This window comes from Vibrio sp. Vb2960 (assembly GCF_033337665.1).
In the GTDB taxonomy this organism is placed as follows: domain Bacteria; phylum Pseudomonadota; class Gammaproteobacteria; order Enterobacterales; family Vibrionaceae; genus Vibrio; species Vibrio alginolyticus.
In genome coordinates this window covers 150,338-174,169 of the sequence record NZ_JAWORD010000009.1, presented here as the reverse complement: position 1 = coordinate 174,169, position 23,832 = coordinate 150,338, and the positions used below count along the sequence as shown (strand labels likewise).

At 43.5% G+C, this 23,832-nt stretch carries 25 protein-coding genes; 5 read left to right on the top strand and 20 right to left on the bottom strand.

The features are described from left to right. Window positions 1–3: 3 nt before the first annotated feature. Window positions 4–957, bottom strand: a complete 954-nt coding sequence (locus R7O03_RS10240) for a chemotaxis protein CheV (protein WP_005372976.1) — start codon at window positions 955–957, stop codon at window positions 4–6. A 363-nt stretch (window positions 958–1,320) separates the two neighbouring features. Further along, window positions 1,321–2,538: an ROK family protein gene (locus tag R7O03_RS10235; RefSeq protein WP_213868095.1), complete on the bottom strand. Its 1,218-nt coding sequence runs from the start codon at window positions 2,536–2,538 to the stop codon at window positions 1,321–1,323. 410 nt (window positions 2,539–2,948) lie between these two features. Here R7O03_RS10235 and pyk point away from each other — a divergent pair, with 410 nt between their 5' ends. Next, window positions 2,949–4,391: a pyruvate kinase gene (gene pyk, locus R7O03_RS10230; protein ID WP_151515006.1), complete on the top strand. Its 1,443-nt coding sequence runs from the start codon at window positions 2,949–2,951 to the stop codon at window positions 4,389–4,391. A 108-nt stretch (window positions 4,392–4,499) separates the two neighbouring features. On the opposite strand, the gene R7O03_RS10225 is transcribed toward pyk, so the two are convergent. Together R7O03_RS10225 and R7O03_RS10220 are read right to left on the bottom strand one after the other, a co-directional pair. After that, entirely contained in the window at window positions 4,500–5,651 is a 1,152-nt protein-coding gene (locus R7O03_RS10225) for a patatin family protein (protein WP_005372971.1), read from the bottom strand. Between the two features lie 44 nt (window positions 5,652–5,695). Further along, window positions 5,696–5,788, bottom strand: coding sequence for a YnhF family membrane protein (locus R7O03_RS10220; RefSeq protein ID WP_005372970.1), 93 nt, complete (start codon window positions 5,786–5,788; stop codon window positions 5,696–5,698). Between the two features lie 127 nt (window positions 5,789–5,915). Here R7O03_RS10220 and R7O03_RS10215 point away from each other — a divergent pair, with 127 nt between their 5' ends. The 3 genes from R7O03_RS10215 to R7O03_RS10205 all read left to right on the top strand — a co-directional run bounded on the left by R7O03_RS10215 (window position 5,916) and on the right by R7O03_RS10205 (window position 8,634). Next, window positions 5,916–6,506, top strand: coding sequence for an outer membrane protein (locus tag R7O03_RS10215; RefSeq protein WP_206970738.1), 591 nt, complete (start codon window positions 5,916–5,918; stop codon window positions 6,504–6,506). Between the two features lie 569 nt (window positions 6,507–7,075). Further along, window positions 7,076–8,542: a sodium-dependent transporter gene (locus tag R7O03_RS10210; RefSeq protein WP_005372966.1), complete on the top strand. Its 1,467-nt coding sequence runs from the start codon at window positions 7,076–7,078 to the stop codon at window positions 8,540–8,542. Then, complete coding sequence (locus tag R7O03_RS10205; RefSeq protein ID WP_005372963.1) at window positions 8,539–8,634, top strand: MetS family NSS transporter small subunit; 96 nt, start codon at window positions 8,539–8,541, stop codon at window positions 8,632–8,634. The genes R7O03_RS10210 and R7O03_RS10205 overlap by 4 nt, the downstream gene beginning before the upstream one ends. Window positions 8,635–8,697: 63 nt before the next feature. Here R7O03_RS10205 and R7O03_RS10200 read toward each other — a convergent pair whose 3' ends face one another. The 15 genes from R7O03_RS10200 to yceD form a co-directional block, all read right to left on the bottom strand. Further along, on the bottom strand, window positions 8,698–9,099 hold the full coding sequence (locus R7O03_RS10200; protein WP_005372960.1) for a hypothetical protein: 402 nt from the start codon (window positions 9,097–9,099) through the stop codon (window positions 8,698–8,700). 212 nt (window positions 9,100–9,311) lie between these two features. Next, window positions 9,312–10,742: a PTS glucose transporter subunit IIBC gene (gene ptsG / locus R7O03_RS10195; RefSeq protein ID WP_005372959.1), complete on the bottom strand. Its 1,431-nt coding sequence runs from the start codon at window positions 10,740–10,742 to the stop codon at window positions 9,312–9,314. 444 nt (window positions 10,743–11,186) lie between these two features. After that, entirely contained in the window at window positions 11,187–11,954 is a 768-nt protein-coding gene (locus tag R7O03_RS10190; protein WP_005372957.1) for a TatD family hydrolase, read from the bottom strand. Further along, window positions 11,945–12,907 carry a DNA polymerase III subunit delta' gene (locus tag R7O03_RS10185; protein ID WP_033905742.1) on the bottom strand — a complete coding sequence of 321 codons (963 nt, stop codon included), beginning with the start codon at window positions 12,905–12,907 and terminating at the stop codon, window positions 11,945–11,947. Before R7O03_RS10185 ends, R7O03_RS10190 begins: the two co-directional genes overlap by 10 nt. Before the next feature lie 24 nt (window positions 12,908–12,931). Beyond that, the gene (gene tmk, locus R7O03_RS10180; RefSeq protein ID WP_005387350.1) at window positions 12,932–13,564 is read right to left on the bottom strand and encodes a dTMP kinase; all 633 of its coding nucleotides are present in this window, start codon (window positions 13,562–13,564) and stop codon (window positions 12,932–12,934) included. Then, on the bottom strand, window positions 13,561–14,577 hold the full coding sequence (mltG, locus tag R7O03_RS10175; protein WP_033905743.1) for an endolytic transglycosylase MltG: 1,017 nt from the start codon (window positions 14,575–14,577) through the stop codon (window positions 13,561–13,563). Before mltG ends, tmk begins: the two co-directional genes overlap by 4 nt. Then, window positions 14,574–15,389 (bottom strand): aminodeoxychorismate lyase, encoded by an 816-nt coding sequence (gene pabC, locus R7O03_RS10170; protein WP_065274708.1) that lies wholly within the window; start codon window positions 15,387–15,389, stop codon window positions 14,574–14,576. The genes mltG and pabC overlap by 4 nt, the downstream gene beginning before the upstream one ends. Window positions 15,390–15,496: 107 nt before the next feature. After that, window positions 15,497–16,747, bottom strand: coding sequence for a beta-ketoacyl-ACP synthase II (gene fabF, locus R7O03_RS10165; RefSeq protein WP_033905745.1), 1,251 nt, complete (start codon window positions 16,745–16,747; stop codon window positions 15,497–15,499). 93 nt (window positions 16,748–16,840) lie between these two features. Continuing rightward, window positions 16,841–17,074 (bottom strand): acyl carrier protein, encoded by a 234-nt coding sequence (acpP, locus tag R7O03_RS10160; RefSeq protein ID WP_004406112.1) that lies wholly within the window; start codon window positions 17,072–17,074, stop codon window positions 16,841–16,843. A 246-nt stretch (window positions 17,075–17,320) separates the two neighbouring features. After that, window positions 17,321–18,055 (bottom strand): 3-oxoacyl-ACP reductase FabG, encoded by a 735-nt coding sequence (fabG, locus tag R7O03_RS10155; RefSeq protein ID WP_031781117.1) that lies wholly within the window; start codon window positions 18,053–18,055, stop codon window positions 17,321–17,323. 45 nt (window positions 18,056–18,100) lie between these two features. Beyond that, entirely contained in the window at window positions 18,101–19,024 is a 924-nt protein-coding gene (gene fabD / locus R7O03_RS10150; RefSeq protein WP_054574794.1) for an ACP S-malonyltransferase, read from the bottom strand. Window positions 19,025–19,099: 75 nt separating this feature from the next. Next, complete coding sequence (locus R7O03_RS10145) at window positions 19,100–20,050, bottom strand: beta-ketoacyl-ACP synthase III (RefSeq protein WP_017821385.1); 951 nt, start codon at window positions 20,048–20,050, stop codon at window positions 19,100–19,102. A 5-nt stretch (window positions 20,051–20,055) separates the two neighbouring features. Then, window positions 20,056–21,081: a phosphate acyltransferase PlsX gene (plsX, locus tag R7O03_RS10140; RefSeq protein ID WP_017633846.1), complete on the bottom strand. Its 1,026-nt coding sequence runs from the start codon at window positions 21,079–21,081 to the stop codon at window positions 20,056–20,058. 10 nt (window positions 21,082–21,091) lie between these two features. After that, the gene (rpmF, locus tag R7O03_RS10135) at window positions 21,092–21,262 is read right to left on the bottom strand and encodes a 50S ribosomal protein L32 (protein ID WP_005396978.1); all 171 of its coding nucleotides are present in this window, start codon (window positions 21,260–21,262) and stop codon (window positions 21,092–21,094) included. Between the two features lie 59 nt (window positions 21,263–21,321). Next, window positions 21,322–21,846, bottom strand: coding sequence for a 23S rRNA accumulation protein YceD (gene yceD / locus R7O03_RS10130; RefSeq protein ID WP_005387307.1), 525 nt, complete (start codon window positions 21,844–21,846; stop codon window positions 21,322–21,324). A 149-nt stretch (window positions 21,847–21,995) separates the two neighbouring features. Here yceD and R7O03_RS10125 point away from each other — a divergent pair, with 149 nt between their 5' ends. After that, complete coding sequence (locus R7O03_RS10125) at window positions 21,996–22,577, top strand: Maf family protein (protein ID WP_170893526.1); 582 nt, start codon at window positions 21,996–21,998, stop codon at window positions 22,575–22,577. 58 nt (window positions 22,578–22,635) lie between these two features. Here R7O03_RS10125 and rluC read toward each other — a convergent pair whose 3' ends face one another. Next, entirely contained in the window at window positions 22,636–23,580 is a 945-nt protein-coding gene (gene rluC / locus R7O03_RS10120) for a 23S rRNA pseudouridine(955/2504/2580) synthase RluC (protein ID WP_054576337.1), read from the bottom strand. Window positions 23,581–23,832 lie beyond the last annotated feature (252 nt).

Below are 23,832 nucleotides of genomic sequence, written 5' to 3'. Positions count from 1 at the left end.
TAATCATGCACTTTTAGAAAGCATCTGGCGTAATCGGTCTTGAGCAACTTCAACCAGCAGATCCGGTTGGAATTTAGATATAAAGCGATCACAGCCTACTTTTTGTACCATGGCTTCATTAAAACTACCGCTCAGAGAAGTGTTCAATGTGATAAACAACTTAGACATACGTGGATCTTGGCGCACTTCATGGGTCAGTTTATAACCGTCCATTTCAGGCATTTCAGCATCCGTAATCATCATCAACAGCTCTTTTTCTACATCTTTACCTTCATCACACCAACGTTTTAAAACCGTTAACGCTTCTAGCCCGTCACGACACTCGATGATATTCATACCTAATTGAGAAAGCGTATCGCGAACTTGATTACGAGCTGTAGAGGAATCATCCACAATCAGAACATTACGCCCGACCATTGCTTGGGCCAATTCTTGATCGAGAATGTCCTCCGAGATAGTCACGTCGTAATGTACGATCTCTGCTAAAACTTTTTCAACGTCAATAATTTCGACAATTTGAGAGGCATCCCCCTCTTTGATTTGCGTGATAGCCGTGAGGTAATTCGAGCGACCAGACGTGGAAGGAGGCGGCTGAATTTCAGTCCATGCCGTATTAATAATGTTTTTAACCGGACCGACTAAGAAGCCCTGCACCGTGCGGTTGTACTCTGTCACGATCAAATTTTCTTCTTCCGCTTCACCACGTAAAGCAGGAAAACCAATTGCGCCTCGTAAATCAATCACTGGTACCGCTTCACCTCGTAGAGAAGCAACCCCACGAATATTGTAGTGCGATCCAGGGAGCTTGGTTAACGGTGGAAGCTTGATGACCTCTTTCACTTTGAACACATTAATCGCAAATAATTGGCGACTATTTAAAGTGAACAGCAGAAGCTCTAGTCGATTTTCACCAACCAAGTTTGTACGCTGGTCAACCGTATTTAACACTCCGGACATACTACTACCTAAATTATGGATAATTCTTATTTTACTCGAAATCATTACAGACACAGCAAGGTTATATAACCAAATAACCTTAAAATATTTGGCTTTTCGAGCACAGCTTTAAAGTACAACAGTTTTAGCGTATTACTTCTCTTTGCATCAGACGCAAAGTCACGCAGCACATTGAAAGCCATTTTGTTTATTTACTTGAGCTTTTTAGGAAATTACATGAATGGCGCAGATATAGCAATGCAACATAACTCAAATTCCCTTTCTAGTAATAGGCGATCAAAAAGGGTGAGCCGTTAAGTCTCACCCTAAATCACCTACAAATGCAGTCTCAACAGCCAGGCACATCATCATGTTAAAAAGTACTTAACCTTCCACAACCTTCATCAATAGTTGACCATCGTACAACGCTTGCTTAATCAACGCGGCACCAGGCATTGTGGCTTGCTTATAGAAACGAGACTCCACCAGCTCAAGATCTTGGTGATAAACAGGTAAACTCTGCTCTTCGATACAGCGACGAACCGCAGGATAAAGCACATCTTTTGCTTGGTTAATCACACCACCGATCAAGATTTTCTCAGGGTTAAATAAGTTGATCACAATAGCAATTGCAGAGCCTAAGTAGCGTCCAAGTTTTTCAATCACATCGACGGCCAAAGGATCACCGTTTGCAGCGGCTTCACAAATGCTCTCAATACTCATTTCCTCTTGTTTAGCAAGAACAGAGTCTTCGCCATCAGCGATTCGTCTTACGACTTCTTCACGAATTGCTTGAGAACTGGCAACGGTTTCCAAACAGCCAATATTGCCGCAATGACAACGTTTTCCATTTGGGTCAATTTGAATATGCCCGAGTTCACCAATGTTACCGTGACGACCTTGCAAAACGCGCCCATCCAGAATGATGCCCGCACCTAAACCGTGGTGGATAGAGATAAGAACGGAGTTGTCATTATCTTGAGAATGACCAAAAAGCTTTTCTGCTAATGCCCAAGCTCGCGTGTCATTGGCAATGAAAACTGGCAAGCCTGTTGCTTTGTATATCTCTGGTCCAAGAGCAAGATTTTCGACATTGTAATGAGGCATCTGCAAAACGACACCTTGCTCTGAGTTCACGAGACCAGGCAGCGTAAGGGCAATACTGGTAACCCGATCCAGTTGATCCGCGTAAGTCTGAAAAAATTCATCAATTTCGTAAAGCAGGCGCTCAAGCACATCGTCTTGATCAAGCTCGTGTATCTCGATTTTAGTATCGATCAGTACATCACCGCCTAACTCATGCAAAGCAATAGTTAAATAACCTCGCCCCAAACGCATTGACAAAAATTGCCAGCCTTCATTATTGACCTGCAAACCGACAGCAGGTCGACCACGACTCGTCGCTTCTTGTACTGTCGTTTCATGAATCAAGTGCGCTTCAATTAATTCTCGAGTGATTTTGGTGATACTAGCAGGAGCAAGCTCACTCTGCTTGGACAAATCAATTCGAGAAATAGGACCTTTTAGGTCAATTAGTTTATATACACGACCAGCATTGACCTGTTTGATATGATCAATATGGCCCGGTTGAGCCATGTACATCTTGCACTCCGAAATTCTATAACGGGACAATTTTTTTACTTTGCGAACTAATTGTGAAGTGAATTAATAAATCCCCGTGACAAGCATCACGTATAAACCTGTTTGTTTGTGTATTCAATCAAATAACGAAGAATCTACTCCTGTTAAATTGTTTGAAAAATAACTTATTTTTATTCACTAAATTATGAAGTAGTGCCTTTAAAGCAGCGCATTTTTATCAATAAGGCCATTGCCTGTCGAATATCTGTCTGTTTTACCGGGGTTACTCTTAATGTAAACATTCTGTGCATATACTTATATTCAAGTAGCTTTAAGGTGTGGGCTCAGCAACGAGGCTAACCTTGAGAGCGATTGCGTAAAGTAAGGATAGAGTTCAAGTTACCTGTACACACACATTCATCGGAGAATCTATGACTTCCAAATTAAGACGAACAAAAATTGTCACTACGCTGGGTCCTTCAACGGATAAGGACAATATACTTGAGGAGATCATCAAAGCCGGTGCAAACGTTGTCCGTATGAATTTTTCACATGGAACCAGTGAAGACCACATTCAACGTGCGAACAAAGTCCGTACCATTGCAGCAAGACTTGGGCGTCAGGTTGCTATTCTTGGTGACTTACAAGGCCCTAAAATCCGTGTATCAACGTTTAAAGACGGCCAAGTCATTTTGAATGTGGGCGATAAATTCACATTAGATAGTGATTTACCAAAAGGTGAAGGCAATAAAGAATCTGTAGGGTTAGATTATAAAGAACTACCGCAAGATGTTTCACCAAATGACATTTTATTACTCGATGATGGACGCGTTCAGCTGCAAGTTACCAAAGTAGAGGGTAATAAAGTTCATACCCGTGTGATTGTCGGTGGTCCACTGTCCAACAATAAAGGGATCAACAAAAAAGGCGGCGGATTGTCAGCCGATGCGCTCACAGAGAAAGATAAAGCCGACATTCTTACCGCCGCAGCAATTCAAGTGGACTACCTTGCTATTTCATTCCCACGTAACGGCGAAGACATGCATTACGCTCGACGCTTAGCCAGAGATGCAGGCCTTGAAGCCATGTTAGTGGCTAAAGTCGAACGAGCAGAAACCGTCGCGACCAATGAGTCTATTGACGACATTATTCTCGCATCCGATGTGGTGATGGTTGCACGTGGTGACCTTGGTGTAGAAATCGGTGACCCTGAGCTCATTGGTGTCCAGAAAAAACTGATTCGCCGCGCACGCAGTTTAAACCGTATCGTGATTACTGCGACACAAATGATGGAATCCATGATTACTAGCCCAATGCCAACGCGTGCTGAAGTGATGGATGTAGCCAATGCGGTTCTAGACGGCACTGACGCGGTGATGCTTTCTGGAGAGACCGCTGCAGGTAAATATCCTGTAGAAACGGTCAAATCCATGGCCGAAGTATGTGTGGGGGCAGAAAAAATGTCGGAGGCAAGTCTATCAACCTATCGCTTAGATAGAACCTTCGAAACCGCTGAAGAAACCATCGCAATGGCAACCATGTACTCTGCGAATCACATGGAAGGAATTAAAGCGATGATCTCGTTAACTGAGTCCGGCAGGACTGCGTTGATGATGTCTCGCTTAAGCTCTGGCTTGCCAATATTTGCCTTATCACGGAATGAATCGACACTAAATCGAGCAGCATTATACCGAGGCGTGACACCTGTATATTTCGAGTCAAAAAGTGATGCGGGTTTACCAACGGCTCAAGCAGCGATTACTAGCCTTAAAGAGCAAGGGTTCTTGCACAAAGGTGATTTAGTCATTATTACTCAAGGCGATGTAATGGATGTTGTTGGCTCAACCAACTGCATGCGCATTCTACAAGCGTAGTCGTTATACCTAACCGGAGTTAACCACAAGAACCCGCAAATAAGGCTCCGAAAATGGAGCCTTATTTATATGCTTTGTATATTGCGCACATCGTGAACGTAAGAAGGTTTATGCACTCTCTCTACCATCAATTTCAACATCCAGCTGGTCATAGAGTTGAACTAGGTTAAACCCAGCTTGAAGCCCAAGTTGATAGTCATGCTCTAGTGACTCTTGGTCACTTAACAAAGAAGAAGAACGAAGTCCCTCTTTAGGCGCAACTTGTAAAATAAAAGTGTCGTCAGGTGGAGCAGATATAAAGGCCTGAGTGAGCTCAAATGTTTGATAATGAATCATCAGCATGTCGGCTAAACCTGAATCAAAATTCTCACCAATCAGATGACTTAAACGATACAAGTTATCGGCACCGAACAACCAACGGCCTCCATTTAACAGCATTTTCCCTGCAAGCTTCGATTGATGTGCTGCATTAATTTTTTGTTGGAAGAACGACGCCCAATCCAGCTTCCACTGATTCACTTTTTGCTGCCATGATTGCTGTACTGAGTTGATAGACTCTCGATACCATTCGACAGGCACATCCCCCACTTCACTTTGGGCTCTCGCTTCAATCTCTGAAAACGGCTCTGTGCGAATGACAATAATGTTGCGAGCATTCTGACGCCACGCTTCTTGTACAGGGATAGAGGCAGACACGCCGCCATCAACAAACTTATTGCCATTTACGTCGACAGGTCCGTGGTACAACTTGGGAATCGCACATGTCGCTAGCATAGTGTTAAACCACGAGTCATCCAAGATTGGTAGATACTGATCTGATAGCGTCTCTATATTCGTTACCGCAGCAAACGCTCCTCGTTTTCCCAATGCACTGCGACCTAAATCAAGGTCAAGCTTGTATGGGAAATCTTGAATCCGTTCTAATGCCCACTCTAAACCTAAGTACTGCTGCTTTCGGATATAGCGAAACAGATTAAAAAATTCAGGAGACGTTGTCAGCTCGGTAATAAAAGCTTTGCCCATGCCATGTTGACGACACAAGTAAGAACATAAGTTAAGTGCTCCGGCAGAGGTGCCATAGAATTCATCGAAAGGATCGAAGTTGGAAAGTAAAAAGGCGTCTAAAACGCCAGCGGTAAAAATCCCTCTCTGCCCTCCACCTTGCGTGACTAAAGCAGTTTTACCATGCCTAAAGTGCTCATAAACTTTTACATCAAGCTCTGCATGGCTTTCTGTGATTATACCGCTGTTACGTATCATAGGCTCACGCCATTTTGTTAAAACGTTTGGTAAAAGTGGTTATCTTAAGCTGTTGTAATAGCAATGATGCCAAATGACAAAAGCACTGCAAAAACAGTCACCACAATGATTAATGCGGATTTTAGATCGTGTTCCATAAACACCTCCTTAATATGTAACAAATTAATAACACCGGTGTGAAATATGTTCAAGATTTGCTTAATTTAGTCGCGCAATTTTGACTAACCCATCACAATTAGCTTAGTCATAATAAGGAGATAGGGCATGAACCAAAAACTCAGCTGGCTAGTAGGAATCATGATGATGAGTACTGCTATCAATGCACAAGCGAATATCATCGTTACACCATACATAGGCTATACAGGAGGCGGCCAAGTAGAGGATGAAAGTGGTAATACATACGATCTCGACCCCGCAGTGAACTACGCTCTTTCAGTCGAGACTCCCTTAGAAAAAGGAAGGATCGGATTGTTTTACTCCAATCAATCGACGGAACTTGAAAAGCTGTCCAACTCAGCAGATATACATTATCTGCACTTCCAAAGCAGCATGTACTATCCTGTCGCAGAAAATTGGCAAACCTATATCGGTGTAGGTTTGGGCGCTTCTTATGCCGATGTGGATTGGGTAGACAAAAAATACGGATTTTCGGCTAGCGCTTTTGCAGGACTGGAATATGAATTTTCAAAGAACTTTGCATTAACAGCCCAACTGAGATGGTTAGGTACGGTCGTTGATAACGATACATCTGGCGCCTGTACTCTACCTAATGACGGCTCAAGCTGTATCATTAAGTTCGATACTGATTGGATGAACCAATTCCAATCAAATGTCGGTTTTAGTTTCCGCTTCTAATTTTTATGCATGTTCCTTTGTAGGACTCGTCACAAAGAACGCTGAACGAGTCCTGCACAGAGCCGATAAAGGATATCGTCTAAACACCATTGTTTGGCAAAGTAACGAAGCATCATCTAGATAGGTGCACAAAAGATAGCCGTACGCCCTAATTAATCAAAATAGTCTTAAACACCAAAGCAATTATTAGATCCCAGTCATTTATTCCAGACAAACAACCACCCAACCACACAAAACCACAATCAAACTCAAATTTAACAAGATTAAAACCATACAACGCATCTGAATTAACATTTAGATTCTATTGCGCTAAGTATTATTAGAAGTTAGTCTGATCAGTGAAAACAGATAAATATTTCAGTTTTATCAAACACACATCAAAATTTTAAGATTAATAATCTACTTTCTCTTACAGTAGCCAGAATATAGCTCTATAAAATTATAAGAAGTTAGAATTAAGGATAGAAAAGCTGATGGATAACAGCGGTCCTTTCTTCCAACTGTTTGCGCAATTATTACTGTGTTACGTAGAGAGCTTCATTCCTCAGGGAGTCTTATAGGAGTCAAATATGAAGCGAGAACAATGGGGATCCCGGGCGGGATTCATCTTAGCAGCAGTTGGGTCTGCTATCGGTTTGGGAAACATTTGGCGTTTCCCATACATGGCCTATGAAAACGGTGGCGGCGCATTTTTTATTCCTTACATTTTTGCCATGATCACTGCCGGTATTCCATTTATGATCCTTGAGTTCAGTATGGGACAAAAATACCGAGGCTCGGCACCAAAAACACTAGCGAAAATTCATTCTAAATTTGAATGGCTTGGCTGGTTCCAAGTTGGTGTGGCTGCAGTTATTGCCGTTTACTATGTGGCTGTTATCGGTTGGTCGATTTCTTACTTTGGGTTGTCGTTCACTCAAGGTTGGGGAACCGATACCAACGCATTTTTCTTTAGTGAATACCTAAAGCTAGGTGACAACTCACCAACAGACTTAGGCAGTATTCAATGGAAGATTGCTTTATCCATGGTGATTGCTTGGGCAATTACTTACACCGCTATTGCCAAAGGCGTGAAATCAGGAATTGAACGAGCATCTAAAATTATGATGCCAATCCTATTCTTGATGGTGATTTTCTTAATCGGACGTATGATTTTCTTGCCAGGAGCTCTAGATGGCGTGAACTACATGTTCGAACCCGATTTCAGCAAAATTTGGGATGTGAAAGTATGGGCAGCGGCATATGGTCAGATCTTCTTTACGCTAAGTATCGGCTTCGCCATCATGCTAGCTTACTCTAGCTACCTACCAGAAAAGTCAGACATAACGAATAACGCGTTTATGACCGTGTTGATCAACTGTGGCTTCTCGATCCTAGCCGGCATCATGATCTTCTCAGTATTGGGTTACATGGCTCAAGAGCAAGGTAAGCCGTTAACAGAGGTTGTATCTGCAGGCGTTGGCTTGGCTTTTGTTACTTTACCTGCGGCAATTAACCTACTACCTGCCCCATATATTCTTGGTCCACTGTTCTTCTTTGCACTGGTGGTTGCTGGTCTAAGTTCGCATATTTCAATTATGGAAGCCGTAACTTCAGCCATTATCGACAAGCTGAAGTGGAGCCGTAAAAAAGCTGCAAATGTTGTGATTGGTATTGGCTTCGTTGTCTCTATGGCGTTTGCTACCAATGGCGGTCTGCTGCTACTCGATCTAGTAGACCACTTTGCAAACAACGTTGGCATCATGGTTGGTGGTCTGGTTGAGATTGTCTTGATGGCGTGGCTATTGAAGCGCGTGCCAGAAGTACGTAATTACGTTAACGAGCGCTCTGATTTCTCTGTTGGTCAATGGTTCGAGATCTGCTTACGCTTCGTTACACCAATCATGCTCGCCATTATCTTAGCGACCAAGCTATACGCCCTAATTACTGAAGGCTACGGTGGCTATGATCTAACTTTAGGCTGGGCACTTATCGCCGCACTCTTTATCTTTGGTCTAGTGATCAACGCAGTGAACCGCAAGGAGACAGCAAAATGACAATCAGCGCAATTATTATGATGGTTATTGGTTTAGGTATCACTTGGGGCGGCGCTGCCGTTTGCATCAAGCGAGCCATGGATAAACAATAACAGTATTGCATTCCAAACAAAAAACGCCGGTATTTACCGGCGTTTTTTTATGTTTCTTTTATTCTAGAAACTGTACTTGATGCCAACGGCGCCGCCAAGTTGCAAGTCAGCACCTTTGTAAAGATCTAGCTCTGGGTGTATTTGACCATAAAGGTCCCAGCCGCGTGATAAATCCCAGTTCACGCCAAGTGGTACTCTCACACCAAACTCGTCATCCCATTCATACCAGCCACCAACGCCGACATACCAAGTCACAGGCATGTTTTGATCGAATGTTCCACGCTTAGCGATGTAATCAAACGCCATACCATCGTTTCCGATAATGCCACGATATTTGTTATCTAACTCTACAACAACACTTAATTGTTGATCGACAGCCATACCAACTGATAGATCCGTTGGTTCGCTTGCCGCCATTGCCGTACTAGAAACTAGTCCCAAAACTAAAATGAATTTGTTCTTCATACACGTTATCAATTATTCAAAAAAACATTATTCGCTATTCAAACATAATGGCGTATCAATATGTCAACGATGGGTAAGCTCGATGTATGAAAAAGCTGACAAAAGTAAAGATGAGTTTAGGATCACACTAAAAAGGAACTGTCAGTTAATAAAATAGGAACTAAAAAAGGAGGCCGAAGCCTCCTTTTATGCATTACTATGAATGATTGCGATTAACCGTGGTTACGAATCCACTCATCCATTTCAGTTTTTAGGTTATCAGACTTAGTACCGAAGATAGCCTGTACACCACCAGCTACAACTACAACACCAGCAGCGCCTAGTTGTTTTAGCTTGTCTTGGTCAACAGCTGCTGTATCTGCAACTGCTACACGTAGACGTGTGATACATGCATCTAGACCAGTAATGTTAGCTTTACCGCCAAACGCTGCAACCAGTTCACCGCCCATATCAGAGCCAGAAGTTACAGCTGCACTTTCCGTTTCATCTTCACGGCCAGGTGTTTTTAGGTCAAGCGCTGTGATTACACCACGGAACACTACGTAGTAAATTACTGCGTAAACTAGACCAACGGCAATCATTAGCACCATCTTCTGAGCGTTACCAGATAGAACTAGGAAGTCGATCAGACCGTGAGAGAAAGAAGTACCGTGTACAAAGCCTAGAGTGTTCGAAACGATGTATGCAGAACCAGCTAGTAGAGCGTGGATACCGTATAGTAGTGGAGCAACGAATAAGAATGAGAATTCGATTGGCTCAGTAATACCAGTTAGGAATGAAGTCAGTGCAGCTGACGCCATGATACCCATTACTTTTGCACGGTTTTCTGGTTTAGCACAATGAGCAATTGCGATTGCTGCAGCTGGTAGACCGAACATCTTGAACATGTAACCACCCGCTAGCTGACCGAAGCCATTACCAGCAGCACGAGATGCTTCATCAGCAACTAGGTAACAAGTTAGTACACCATTTTGAGCTTCACCGGCAGCGTTAACACAAGAACCTGCTTCGAAGAAGAACGGTACGTTCCATACGTGGTGTAGACCGAATGGGATTAGAGAACGCTCAACAACACCGTAGATACCGAATGCTAGCTGTGGGTTTTGGTGTGCAGCCCAATCAGAGAATGCAGAAATTGCACCGCCAATTGGTGGCCAGATAACAGAAAGGATAACACCTAGGATGATCGCAGCAAAACCAGTGATGATTGGCACTGCGCGCTTACCAGCGAAGAAGCCAAGGTACTCTGGAAGTTGGATTTTGAAGAAACGGTTGAATGCCCAAGCAGCCACACCACCGACAAGGATACCACCTAGTACACCTGTATCGATTTTCTCAACACCCATAACGCCCGCCATTACACCTAGCGTTGCCGTCATGATGCCGTAACCAACGATAGCTGCAAGACCTGCAACACCGTCGTTGTTAGTGAAGCCTAGCGCTACACCTACTGCAAATAGAAGTGCCATTTGGCCGAATACTGAACCACCAGCTTGTTCCATAAGATTAGAAACGATCTCTGGAATAAAGCTTAGATGGGCAGCACCCACACCTAATAAAATACCTGCAACTGGTAAAACTGATACTGGAAGCATCAGAGCCTTACCAACTTTTTGCAGGTTAGCAAAAAGGTTCTTAAACATGTTTATGCTCCTGATAAATTTATAAGTATTATTTGGGCACTAACGGCACACCCCCGTAGCCTAAAGGTTAGCACCCAATGAAAATGTAACCACAACTGCATTATATTTTCCGGCTCTAAATATATATTGATGACCCTCAAACTTTCCACACAGTTACGAAATTTAGTTTCAAAACAAGTCTTGGATCACACCCAAAAACAGCCGATGAAAAGGTTTGCATTGAACTTATATTACTGTTTTATAAAGAATTAATTATTTATATAATTAATTTTAAGGCGTAAATAAAATACGCCTCAATGTTATTTTTAGTAACAAAATTACATTTGTGATTTTTGAATGTTATTAAATCAACATTTTTAGTAAACATTAAACTCGTGAGCGTATCTGTTGTTTTTATCAACAAAAAAGGAGCCTAAGCTCCTTTTTTATGCTCTTATTATTTTTTTATCGCAAAAAAAGATTTCGGAAGTTTTCGGTGGTTTTTTGTGCCACTTCAGAAAGAGAGCACGATTTGAGTTGCGCAATATAAGAAGCGACTTCGACAACGTAAGCGGGTTGATTCTCTTTGCCACGATGAGGGACAGGAGCCAAGTAAGGAGAATCTGTCTCAATAAGAAGCTTCTCTAAAGGTAGAGTCTTCACCACTTCTTTTAACTCTGTAGCTTGACGGAAAGTAACAATCCCCGAGATAGAAATATAAAACCCCAGCTCCAGTGCAGCTTCAGCAAATGGAAGATCTTCTGTAAAACAATGGATAACACCACCACATTTCTCTGCCCCACCCTTACGCAAAATATCTAGAGTATCCGCACGTGCGTTTCTGGTATGGATAATTAAAGGTTTGTTGAGCTCCACTGCAAGATCAACGTGTTGCTCAAAGCGCTCTTTCTGTAACGCGGCCGTTTCGGGCTTGTAATGATAATCTAAACCCGTTTCGCCAATAGCGACGACTTTTGCATTCGACGCATGGTGGCGCAATACGTCCATCGAAAAGTCGCTTTCAACATCAAGTGGGTGCACACCGCACGAAGCATAAACATTGTCATAAGGCTCGATCATTTCCATCATTTTCGGGAAAGAATCCAGCGTTACTCCAACAGAAAGTAGCTCAGTTACGTTTGCTTGTTTAGCTTTGTTAATAACGTCTTCCACATTGATGTGGAGATCGTCGTAATTCAATTTGTCTAAATGACAATGAGAATCTACGAACATAATGCCTCTCGTGATTCAATTAACCAATTCATTGATAGTAGCTCAAGGTTCAGGCCAGGAAAGGCTTGCACCTGAGCTTTCAGGTTCATCAGCGCCTTCGCTGATGAGTACAAACCGTTATAGTTGTCCGGTTGAAACTTTGTCGCGCCCGGAAGCATTTGAGCTTCTGATACACCAAACTGCGCTTTCTGAGCATCTGTCAGTAAATACCATGCCCAGTCTAGTGATTGCTCTGAGTGTTTAGCGATTAAAGAAGCACACTCAGAAACGTCTGAAACAGGCGAAGACATTGCCTTAATAAAACTGCGTTCAAAAGCCAAGTAAGCTTCGAGCTCACCATTATTTAACGCATCCAATGTTTTTATTGGAGAGCCCATATTCAGTTTTAAGGCATAAGCAGGAACTTGCTTCGCCCCTTGTTCGTGCATCCATTGCATCGCTTGTTCCGCTGACGGAGGCGCAACAACCCAGTGTTGGCAACGGCTACGAATCGTTGGGAGCAGACGCTCCTGATTGTGGGTAACGAGCAAAAACAAGCACTTTGCCCCAGGCTCTTCTAGCGTCTTTAACAGCGCATTCGATGCCGACTCGTTCATAGAGTCCGCCGGTTCTATTACAAATAGGCGGTAACCATTAAGCTGAGATGATTCCTGAGCAAGACGGTTACAAGCGCGAATTTGGTCCACCGTTATCGCCTTTCCTTCTTTCTCTGGCTTGATCCAGTGTAAATCAGGGTGGTTTTGAGATTGATTTAGCTGGCAGCTATGACAAAAACCGCATGCTTCACTCGCGTAATTTTGGCAAAGAAGCGCTTGGCTAAAAAACTCGATAAGTTTTTCGATGCCTAAGCCCTGATCGCTTTGTAATAAAAGCGCACCTGGTATTCTGTCCGACTCTAACCCTACTTTGAGGTTATCCCATATTGGCTGTAGCCATGGATAATCATTTAACATGAGTCACCTAAATTTACATTTCACTTATTGACGAGCTAGCCACTCGTTTAGAGCGTCCCGAATATCACGCGACACGCCTTCAATCGTCTGTTCTGCGTTAATGATAACGATGGAAGGATCGGCATGAGCAATCTCCAAATAACGCTCACGTGTACGCTCGAAGAAACTAATATCCATCTTCTCTATACGATCTAACTCACCACGCCCACGCGCACGCTCAAGCCCAACACGAGGGTCAATGTCCATATAGAGAGTAAGAGCAGGTTTAAAATCACCAAGCGTTGTATCCCGGAGATTTTTCATTAACGATGCGTCAATCTGACGGCCACCACCTTGATAAGCTTGCGACGACATATCGTGTCGGTCACCAACCACCCACTGACCGTTTTCCAAAGCTGGTTTGATCACGTTCTCAACCAACTGAACACGTGCAGCGTACAGAAGAAGCAACTCCGTCATGTCCTTAAGTTCTTCGCCTTCGTGCTCTTCTTTCACCAGAGCGCGCATTTTTTCTGCTAGCGGTGTGCCTCCTGGCTCACGGGTATTTACGATATCCTCAATACCGGCCGCTTTTAGCGTATCTAAAACGGTTTTAATCGCAGTGCTTTTACCCGCGCCTTCTAGGCCTTCAACGACAATAAAGTTTGCTTTCATCATTTGTTCTTTCTTAGTTCTCTTAAATAGGCACGAACAGCACGGTTGTGCTCAGCAAGGGATTTCGAAAATACATGTCCGCCCTTTCCACTTGCTACAAAATATAAATAGTTGCTGCTTTCTGGATTCAAAGCCGCTTCAATGGAAGCTTCACCAGCCATCGCAATCGGTGTTGGTGGCAAACCATTGATGGTATAGGTGTTATATGGTGTCGGCGTACGCAAATCTTTCTTACGAATGTTGCCATCGTAAGCATCACCCATACCATAAATAACTGTCGGATCAGTTTGTAACCGCATGCGTTTGTTCAATCGGTTGATAAACACAGAAGCGACGCGCTCACGCTCAGAATCAATAGCCGTCTCTTTCTCGATGATAGACGCGAGAATCAAGGCTTCATATTTGTCCTGTAATGGCAGCTTTTCTTGACGAGCTTCCCAGCTAGCATCCAGTATTTTATTGAGTTTTCGATGCGCTCGTTTTAATAACTGGCTTTCACTCGCACCCGCTGTGTAATGGTAGGTTTCTGCTAAAAACAACCCTTCTAGCTTTTCTCTCTCAATTCCGAGCTTCGCAGCCATTTCTTTTTCTGAAAGATCGGTTAAATCATGCTTTAAATAAGGAGCACTTTTTAGTTGATCTACCCATTCAGAAAAGCGGCTGCCTTCAACAAAAGTGATCGCAAACTGGTATTCTTTTCCAGTATTCAGATGCTCCAATGTTTGCGAAAGTGACATACCAGGTTCAAGTTGGTAAGTACCCGCTCGCACTTGCAACAATTCTGGATACAAGTGAGGAATTAAACGGATGTACTCCGATGTTTCAATCACCTCATCTTCAACTAAGGCGCGCATGACATGATGAAAGCTTGTACCACTTTCTACAGTAAACAGCTGAGGTTGTTCCAATAGAATAGGCTTTTCAACGTATTGTTTAGCCTGTGAAATTATATAAAAAACAGCTGCTGCGCCTATCACTGCGATCAGCGCAACAAAAGCCAACAGTTTTTTAATCACGTAGTTAAATTCCCTTGCAGTCGTTGAGTCAATTTTCCTATCGGAAATATAGTCTTAGAGTTCGATGTCACTATGCTGCGAATAGGTGCGACACCTAATATTGAGTTACACATGAAAGCCTCGTCAGCACTCAGCAAATCTGGAAGTATAAAACGCCCCTCGATGACTTCAATATGACTTACTTTAAGTAACTCAAGCACCTTACGACGCATTACGCCCGTAACGCCTGATAAGGTCAGCTCCGGCGTAAATACTTTATTACCTTTAACCCAAAAAAGGTTGGCCATTGTAGTTTCAATGACATGGTTTTGCACATTTAACGTTATTGCATCTGCAAACTCTGTATTGTCGATTTCAGCCTTGGCGAGAATCTGCTCTAAACGGTTATTGTGCTTATGTCCCGCAAGTAAAGGTTGAATCCCTAGACGAGTATTACAAACGCCCAAGTCCACACCTTGTTCTTGCCAAGATGAATAATGAGAAGGAAACGCAAAATTGGAAATCGTCACGATAGGGCTTTCAATCCCATTAGGGCTATACCCTCGCCCGCCAATACCGCGGCTAACGTGAATCTTCACCCCCGCTCGTGCGTCAGATAAAACCGCTTTGCTTGCCCAATCATGCACAACTTTCCAGTCAGGTGAAGAGATCTTCAAAGCGTCAAGGCAAGCACTCATGCGCTCAGTATGTTCCTGCCAGTAAACCAACTCTCCATTTTGGGTCAGGATGGTGGTAAAGCCTCCATCACCGTATTGGAATGAGCGATCACCTAGCTCTACATGCGTTTGCGGAACTCCATTTACCCAAAACATTCACGTACCTTCAAATTAGCAGACAACAAATAAAACAAAACGGCTCAATGCTAAGCATCGAGCCGTTAGAATACAAGTTTCGCTTATCTAAATTAGGTTAGATAGTGTTACTCAGCGAACTTCTTGAAGATCAAAGAACCGTTTGTACCACCAAAGCCAAACGAGTTACAGATAGCGTACTCCATACCTTCAACTTTGCGCGCTGTATGCGGCACAAGGTCGATGTCTAGACCTTCTTCTGGATCATCAAGGTTAATGGTTGGCGGAACAATTTGGTCAACCAAAGACATAACCGTGATAATTGCTTCAACAGAGCCAGCAGCACCTAATAGGTGACCCGTCATCGACTTAGTTGAAGATACAAGAACTTGCTTCGCACCTTCTTCACCAAGAGCACGTTTCACGCCTTTGATTTCTGCAACATCACCAGCAGGAGTAGAAGTACCGTGAGCATTCACATAACCTACTTGAGTACCTGTGATGTTAGCGTCACGCATCGCCGCTTCCATCGCAAGTGCACCACCAGAGCCATCTTCGCTTGGAGATGTCATGTGGTAAGCATCACCAGACATACCAAAACCAACCAGTTCTGCGTAAATCTTCGCGCCACGTGCTTTCGCGTGTTCGTACTCTTCAAGCACCATCATGCCAGCACCATCACCTAGAACAAAACCATCACGGCCTTTATCCCATGGGCGAGACGCTTTTTGAGGCTCGTCATTACGAGTAGATAGCGCTTTAGCTGCACCGAAGCCAGCCATGCCAAGAGGCGTAGAAGCTTTTTCTGCACCACCAGCAACCATCGCATCTGCATCGCCGTAGGCAATCATACGTGCTGCATGGCCGATATTATGCAGGCCAGTAGTACATGCGGTAGAAATCGCGATATTTGGACCACGAAGACCACGCATGATAGATAGGTTACCTGCAACCATGTTTACAATGGTCGAAGGAACAAAAAATGGGCTAACTTTGCGAGGGCCTTTGTCTACTAATGCGGTATGGCCAGTTTCGATAAGGTCAAGACCTCCAATGCCTGAGCCGATAGCAACACCAACTCGAGCCGCATTTTCTTCGGTAATTTGTAAGCCAGAGTTATCAAGAGCTTGAATACCCGCTGCAATGCCGTACTGGATGAAAAGGTCCATCTTACGAGCATCTTTTTTAGACATGTACTCTGTGCAATCGAAATCTTTAACAAGACCTGCAAAACGAGTTGAGAAGTTCGTAGTATCAAAGTGCTCGATATTTACGATACCACTTTGACCTTCTAGCAGGGCTTTCCAAGATGATTCTACTGTGTTGCCTACCGGTGACAACATACCCATGCCAGTGACAACTACACGACGCTTGGACACGATATAATTCTCCGGGAATTGAATATTTCTATGAGAGGATAGAAGAAGTTAGAAAGAACACAGGCGGTCTAGGAGACCGCCTGGGAGAGCTAATTACTGAGCGCTGTTTACGTAGTCGATTGCAGCTTGAACAGTAGTGATCTTCTCAGCTTCTTCGTCAGGAATCTCAGTGTCGAATTCCTCTTCTAGAGCCATAACTAGTTCTACAGTGTCTAGAGAATCAGCACCTAGATCGTCAACGAAAGAAGCTTCGTTTTTAACTTCTGCTTCGTCTACACCTAGCTGTTCAACAATGATTTTCTTTACGCGTTCTTCGATGTTGCTCATTTTTCTTTTCCTTTACAGATTTCGCCTAATGCGATGATTCCGTAGTTTATTCGAACTATTGAAAGTTGCAAGGGGGTCCTTGCTGGTCAAACCACAAAATTAGCGAATTTAACCGAATTTCAATACATTTTTGACTTAAATCATGCACAAATCTTGCGCATAAGCATGACAAGTTCATGACAGTTAACTGCAACTATAGGCTATTTTTCACAATGTAAAATAGCTTATTTTGCATAAACTGTCGCATTAAACCATGTACATGCCACCATTTACATGCAAAGTTTCACCAGTAATGTACGCTGCTTCAGGAGAAGCAAGGAAAACTACTGCTGATGCAATTTCACGTGGGTCACCTAAACGACCTGCTGGCACGTTCGACAATGTTGCCGCACGTTGGTCATCATTTAGTGCCTTAGTCATGTCAGTTTCGATGAAACCAGGAGCAACAGTGTTCACTGTTACACCACGAGACGCAACTTCACGAGCCATTGATTTAGTAAAACCAATCACGCCCGCTTTCGCTGCTGCGTAGTTAGTTTGACCAGCATTACCCATGGTACCAACAACAGAGCCTACGTTGATGATACGACCCGCACGTTTTTTCATCATACCGCGTAAAACCGCTTTAGACATGCGGTAGATTGGCGTTAGGTTGGTATCGATGATGTCGTTCCACTCATCATCTTTCATGCGCATCAATAGGTTGTCACGAGTAATACCAGCGTTATTCACCAGAATATCGATCACACCAAATTCTTCGTTGATCGTTTTTAATGTCGCTTCGATAGACTCGACATCAGTCACGTTAAGCGCTAAGCCTTTACCGTTATCACCAAGATACTCGCTGATAGCAGCCGCACCACTTTCAGAAGTAGCAGTACCGATAACCGTAGCACCTCGCTCGACAAGAAGTTCCGCGATCGCGCGGCCAATACCACGGCTTGCGCCGGTAACTAGCGCGATCTTACCTTCTAGATTCATCATGTTGTGTTTCCTTTTCTTATCGCAAATTTATCGCTTGATGGATTACTTCGCAGCGTCTAGCGATGCGATATCATTCACTGCGGCTGCAGTTAGCGTTTTCACGATACGTTTTGTTAGACCTGTTAAAACTTTACCAGGACCAAGCTCAAGAAGATTTTCTACGCCTTGTTCGTGCATCAGTTCAACTGTCTCAGTCCAACGAACTGGGCTATGTAGCTGACGAACAAGCGCATCTTTGATTTTTGCAGGATCTGTCTCAGCAATCACATCAACGTTGTTGATAACTGGCAGCTGTGGTGAGTTAAATTCGATAGACTCAAGAGCTACAGCAAGTTTTTCCGCTGCTGGCTTCATAAGTGCACAGTGTGAAGGTACTGAAACAGGAAGAGGAAGCGCACGCTTCGCACCAGCTTCTTTACATAGCGCACCAGCTCGCTCTACTGCGTCTTTGCTACCAGCGATAACGACTTGGCCAGGCGAGTTAAAGTTTACTGGAGAGACCACTTCGCCTTGCGCTGCGTCTTCACACGCTTTTGCAATCGCATCATCAGCCAAACCGATAATCGCGTACATTGCGCCAGTACCAGCTGGTACTGCTTCTTGCATAAGTTGACCACGTAATTCAACCAGCTTGATGGCTTCTTTAAAGTCAATAACACCCGCACATACAAGTGCTGAGTACTCACCTAGGCTGTGACCAGCTAGGTTGGCTGGTTGCTCTAAGCCAAGTTCCTGCCATACACGCCAGATTGCAACAGATGAAGCTAGCAAAGCTGGTTGAGTACGGAAAGTCTCGTTTAAATCTTCTGCAGGTCCATTTTGAACAAGCGCCCATAGATCGTAACCTAGTGCGTCAGATGCTTCTGCAAATGTTTGTTTTACTACGTCATATTGTTCGCCTAGTTCTGCAAGCATACCTACAGCTTGAGAACCTTGACCTGGAAATACGATAGCAAACTTGCTCATGTTGTTTTCCTTTAAGCAAAGTAAAAAGAAATAAGATGCACCAAGTGCACCTTAAATTTTGAATTCTTGTGAAACTTAGAACTTCACAAGGGCCGAGCCCCAAGTGAATCCGCCGCCAAACGCTTCAAGAAGCAGAGTTTGACCGCGTTTAATACGACCATCACGTACCGCTTCATCTAGTGCTGTTGGCACAGTTGCAGCCGATGTGTTGCCGTGTTTATCAAGTGTAATCACGACTTGGTCTAGTGACATCGAAAGTTTCTTCGCTGTCGCTGAAATAATGCGGTAGTTCGCTTGGTGCGGCACTAGCCAGTCTAGTTCAGACTTATGCATGTTGTTGGCTTCAAGCGTATCTTTTACTAGTTTCGATAGCTGAGTGACAGCGACTTTGAATACTTCGTTCCCAGCCATATGAAGCCATTTATCCGCATCTTGCCCCCGCACAGGTACAGGTAGGCTTAGAAGCTCTCCGAATTGACCATCCGAGTATATGTGGGTAGAGATAATGCCAGGCTCTTGGCTAGCGCCTACGACAACGGCTCCGGCACCATCACCAAATAGGATAATGGTTGAACGGTCTGTCGGATCACACGTTTTAGACAAAGCATCTGAACCAATCACAAGTACGTTTTTGCACATACCAGATTTGATATGTTGGTCTGCAACAGATAATGCGTACACAAAACCAGAACAAGCAGCGGCTAAGTCAAAAGCTGGACAACCTTTAATGCCAAGCTTTGCCTGCACCTGACACGCAGATGAAGGGAAAGTATGGCTACTGCTCGTTGTGGCTACGATAATCAGGTCGATATCGTTTTTATCAATACCCGCCATATCGATAGCGTTTTCAGCTGCGTAGAATGCCATGTCTGCTACAGTTTCGTTTTCTGCAGCAATTCGACGCTCTTTAATACCCGTGCGAGCAACGATCCACTCATCACTTGTATCTACCATTTTCTCTAGATCTGCGTTTGTACGCACCTGAGATGGCAGGTAGCTGCCAGTACCTAAAATTTTGCTATACATGAAGACTAATAATGCCTCTCGAGTAAAACCGCTTCCAAACGATCGCTAATACGGCTTGGTACTTGTCGTTTGACCTCGTGTACTGCCTCGCCAAGTGCATTGACAATCGCAGATACATCCGCACTTCCATGGCTTTTTATGACAATGCCGCGCAATCCTAGCAAACTTGCGCCGTTATACTGGTCGGGGTTCAGTGTTTTTAGTTCATTAAACAGCCTAGAAAACAACTTTCTAGCTATCCAACCCTTTATCGTTGATGCCATTATGCTGGTTTTAATTTTTTCGATAAAAAGTTGAGCTGTTCCCTCACTGGCTTTTAAGCATACGTTGCCGACAAATCCATCACAAACAATGACGTCCGCAACATCATGCAAAATTTGATTACCTTCAATATAACCGACAAAGTTAATCGCATCGGTCTGAGAAAGCATTTCTGCGCAACGTTTGACTAAATCGTTACCTTTAATCTCTTCTGCGCCAATATTGAGTACAGCAACGCGAGGAGGACGACCCAAGTGTTCTTCAGCTAATGCACTGCCCATTACAGCAAATTGGAACAAGCTATCAGCATCGCACGATACATTCGCCCCCAGATCCAGCATCCAAGTGCGCTTTCCGGTAATCGTCGGTAAAGCGGAAACTAAAGCAGGACGTTCAATGCCAGGAAGTAACTTAAGAATGAAACGCGATAGTGCCATTAATGCACCGGTGTTGCCACCACTAACACAAGCATCCGCTTTCTGCTCAGAAACCAAATCGATAGCCATACGCATAGAACTATTTTGGCTATTACGTAACGCCAATGAAGGTTTTTCTGAGTTCGAGATAACTTTCTCGCTGTGAAGAATAGTCAAGCGGGAACTGGTCGAGGTACCGAGTTGAGATAATTGAGACGTGATCAGAGATTGATCACCAATAAGAATCACTTTTAGCTCTGGGAAATGAGACAGTGCCTGCACGGCGGCAGGCACTGTTACGCGTGGACCGAAATCCCCGCCCATTGCATCAAGTGCAACGGTAATACTTTGCAAAGGTTCAACCTTACTTGTTGATAACCTTTTGACCACGGTAGTAACCTTCAGCAGTTACGTTGTGGCGTAGGTGAGTTTCACCAGAAGTCGCGTCTACAGATAGAGCTGCTGTAGTTAGCGCATCGTGTGAACGACGCATACCGCGCTTAGAACGAGTTTTACGGTTTTTCTGTACGGCCATTGACCCTACTCCTATACTATTGGGTTAAAAACCTGAAGAAGAATCGGCTACCACACCTATTACTTTTTCAGACTTTTCAAAACGTCGAATGGATTCGGTTTTTCTTCCTCAATTTCTTCAGGAATCTCACCAAAAACCATGTTATTTGAATCAACGCTACAATCCGCTTCATCGTGCATCGCAATTTGAGGTAATGCTAAGATGAACTCGTCTTCAACAAGTTGTATGAGGTCTAATTCACCATATTCATTTAGATCTACCAAATCATAAATTTCTGGTGCTTCCTGTTCTGTTTTCTCACCGTAGTAAGGAGTAGAAAGGAATTCAACTTCGCACTCATGTGCGAATACCTCATTACAACGCTGACACTCTAAATCGACTTCGATGTTAGCTTTACCAGAGATAACAACGAGTCGCTGTTCATCCATCCCAAATGACAATGAGACTTCTGCGTCGCGTTTTACGCCTTCAGTTGTTTCCACTAAGCGCTTGAAAAGACTAGCTTGGATGATGCCATCGTAATCCAATCGTTTCTGTGCAGCTTTAGCTGGGTCAACCGTTCGCGGTATTTTTACCTTTTGCATAGGGCGCGAATATTATCTTCCAAATCAAAATTAGTCAAAGAAAAAGGCAAAAAAGTTGTACTTTTTTACGCTTAACATACAGAGCATTAGCCAGAATCATTTTTGATCGATTATCCTATTGGAAATGCTCCCACGAATTGTAATTCAAAATGAAAAATTACCAACTGGTTTTAGCCTCAACTTCCCCTTTTCGTAAACAACTGCTTGAAAAGCTCTCACTACCATTCGTTTGTTTATCACCTGATTGCGATGAAACACCTTTTGACCAAGAAACGCCAACTGAACTTGTGCAGAGACTGGCCCAAGAGAAAGCAATATCTTGCCAGACGGATACAGCAAGTTTAGTTATCGGCAGTGACCAAGTTTGTGTCATTAATGGTGAAATCGTTGGCAAGCCTTTAAATAGAGATAACGCGATAAATCAACTTTTGGCTCAAAGTGGAAAAGTCATCACTTTCTATACTGGTCTTGCAGTACATAACACCGTCACAAACCATACAGAAGTCGGCTTTGATTCTTTCGAGGTGCACTTTAGAGATTTAACGCTTGAACAAATCGAACGCTACGTCGACAGGGAAGAACCTTTTTACTGCGCAGGCAGCTTTAAAGCCGAAGGCATGGGAATTTGTTTGTTTACGAAATTAGTTGGTAAAGACCCGAACACACTTGTCGGACTACCATTGATTGATTTGATTGATATGTTGCATGTTCAAGGACTCGATGTCCTTTAACCCAAATACGATAAAAGGGAGCCTGTGGCTCCCTTTTGCATCCGCGAGGAAAACATGGTTACGCGTTTCTTAAACCCGCCAACACTTTTTCTAGTTTCGGTTCCATCGGTGCGTTGATTTCCATCCACTCATCATTTGATGGGTGTTGGAACTTAATGTTTGCCGCGTGTAGGAACAAACGATCTAAACCAACTTGACCTGTATAAGCATCAAAGCGACGATCACCGTAGCGATCATCCCAAGCGATTGGGTGACCAGTGTATTGCGTATGAACTCGGATTTGGTGAGTTCGACCAGTAATCGGACTCGCCTGAATCAATGTAGCTTGTTCGAACTTTTCCAAAATCTTAAAACGCGTTTCTGACTGCTTACCATTAGGGTTAACACGAACAATACTGTTCACTTCGTTTTTGAGCAGTGGCGCGTTCACAACCTTACAACTGCTTTTCCATTGCCCCATGACAAGAGCTAAGTAAAACTTCTTTACTGTCTTTTCACGAAACTGGGCTTGCAAGTGACGAAGTGCAGAACGCTTCTTAGCAACCAGCAAAATCCCTGAAGTATCACGGTCAATACGATGCACAAGTTCAAGAAAGCGAGCTTGAGGTCGCAGAGCCCTAAGCGCTTCAATCGCACCAAACTTTAAACCACTGCCACCATGCACAGCGGTGCCAGATGGTTTGTTTAGAATCAACATATGATCATCTTCGAAGATAATCATATTTTCCAACTCAGCGACTTTGTTAAGTTTCGTACTTGGTGCGACATCGTCATCTTTTTTCTCGACGGTCACCGGTGGAATACGAACGAGATCGCCTGCTTTTAACTTGTACTCTGCTTTTATACGCTTTTTATTTACGCGCACTTCGCCCTTACGCACAATTCGATAAATCATGCTTTTAGGAATGTCTTTTAATTGGTTGCGCAAAAAATTATCAATGCGCTGACCCGCCATATCTTCGTCGATGTCGACGAACTGGACTTTTGTTCTTATTTCGTTCATGGGCGGTATTGTAAACTCAATTTCGTGCGACTTCACATTATTCTTGTCGTAAAAGAAACACTCGGTGGCACATACTGGTCTAAATTTCGCCAAGCTTTTGTTTAAATTATTAAAACTCTCAATCAAGTTCTCAATTTGTTTTCTGTCTTGAACAGTTTGCACATCTCAATTGCTTATGAAACAGCCAGTTATAAAATAGAAATTTTGAGTTTAGCGGCAAATTTTCTATCGTTTGCGTGAAAGCAGATTGCT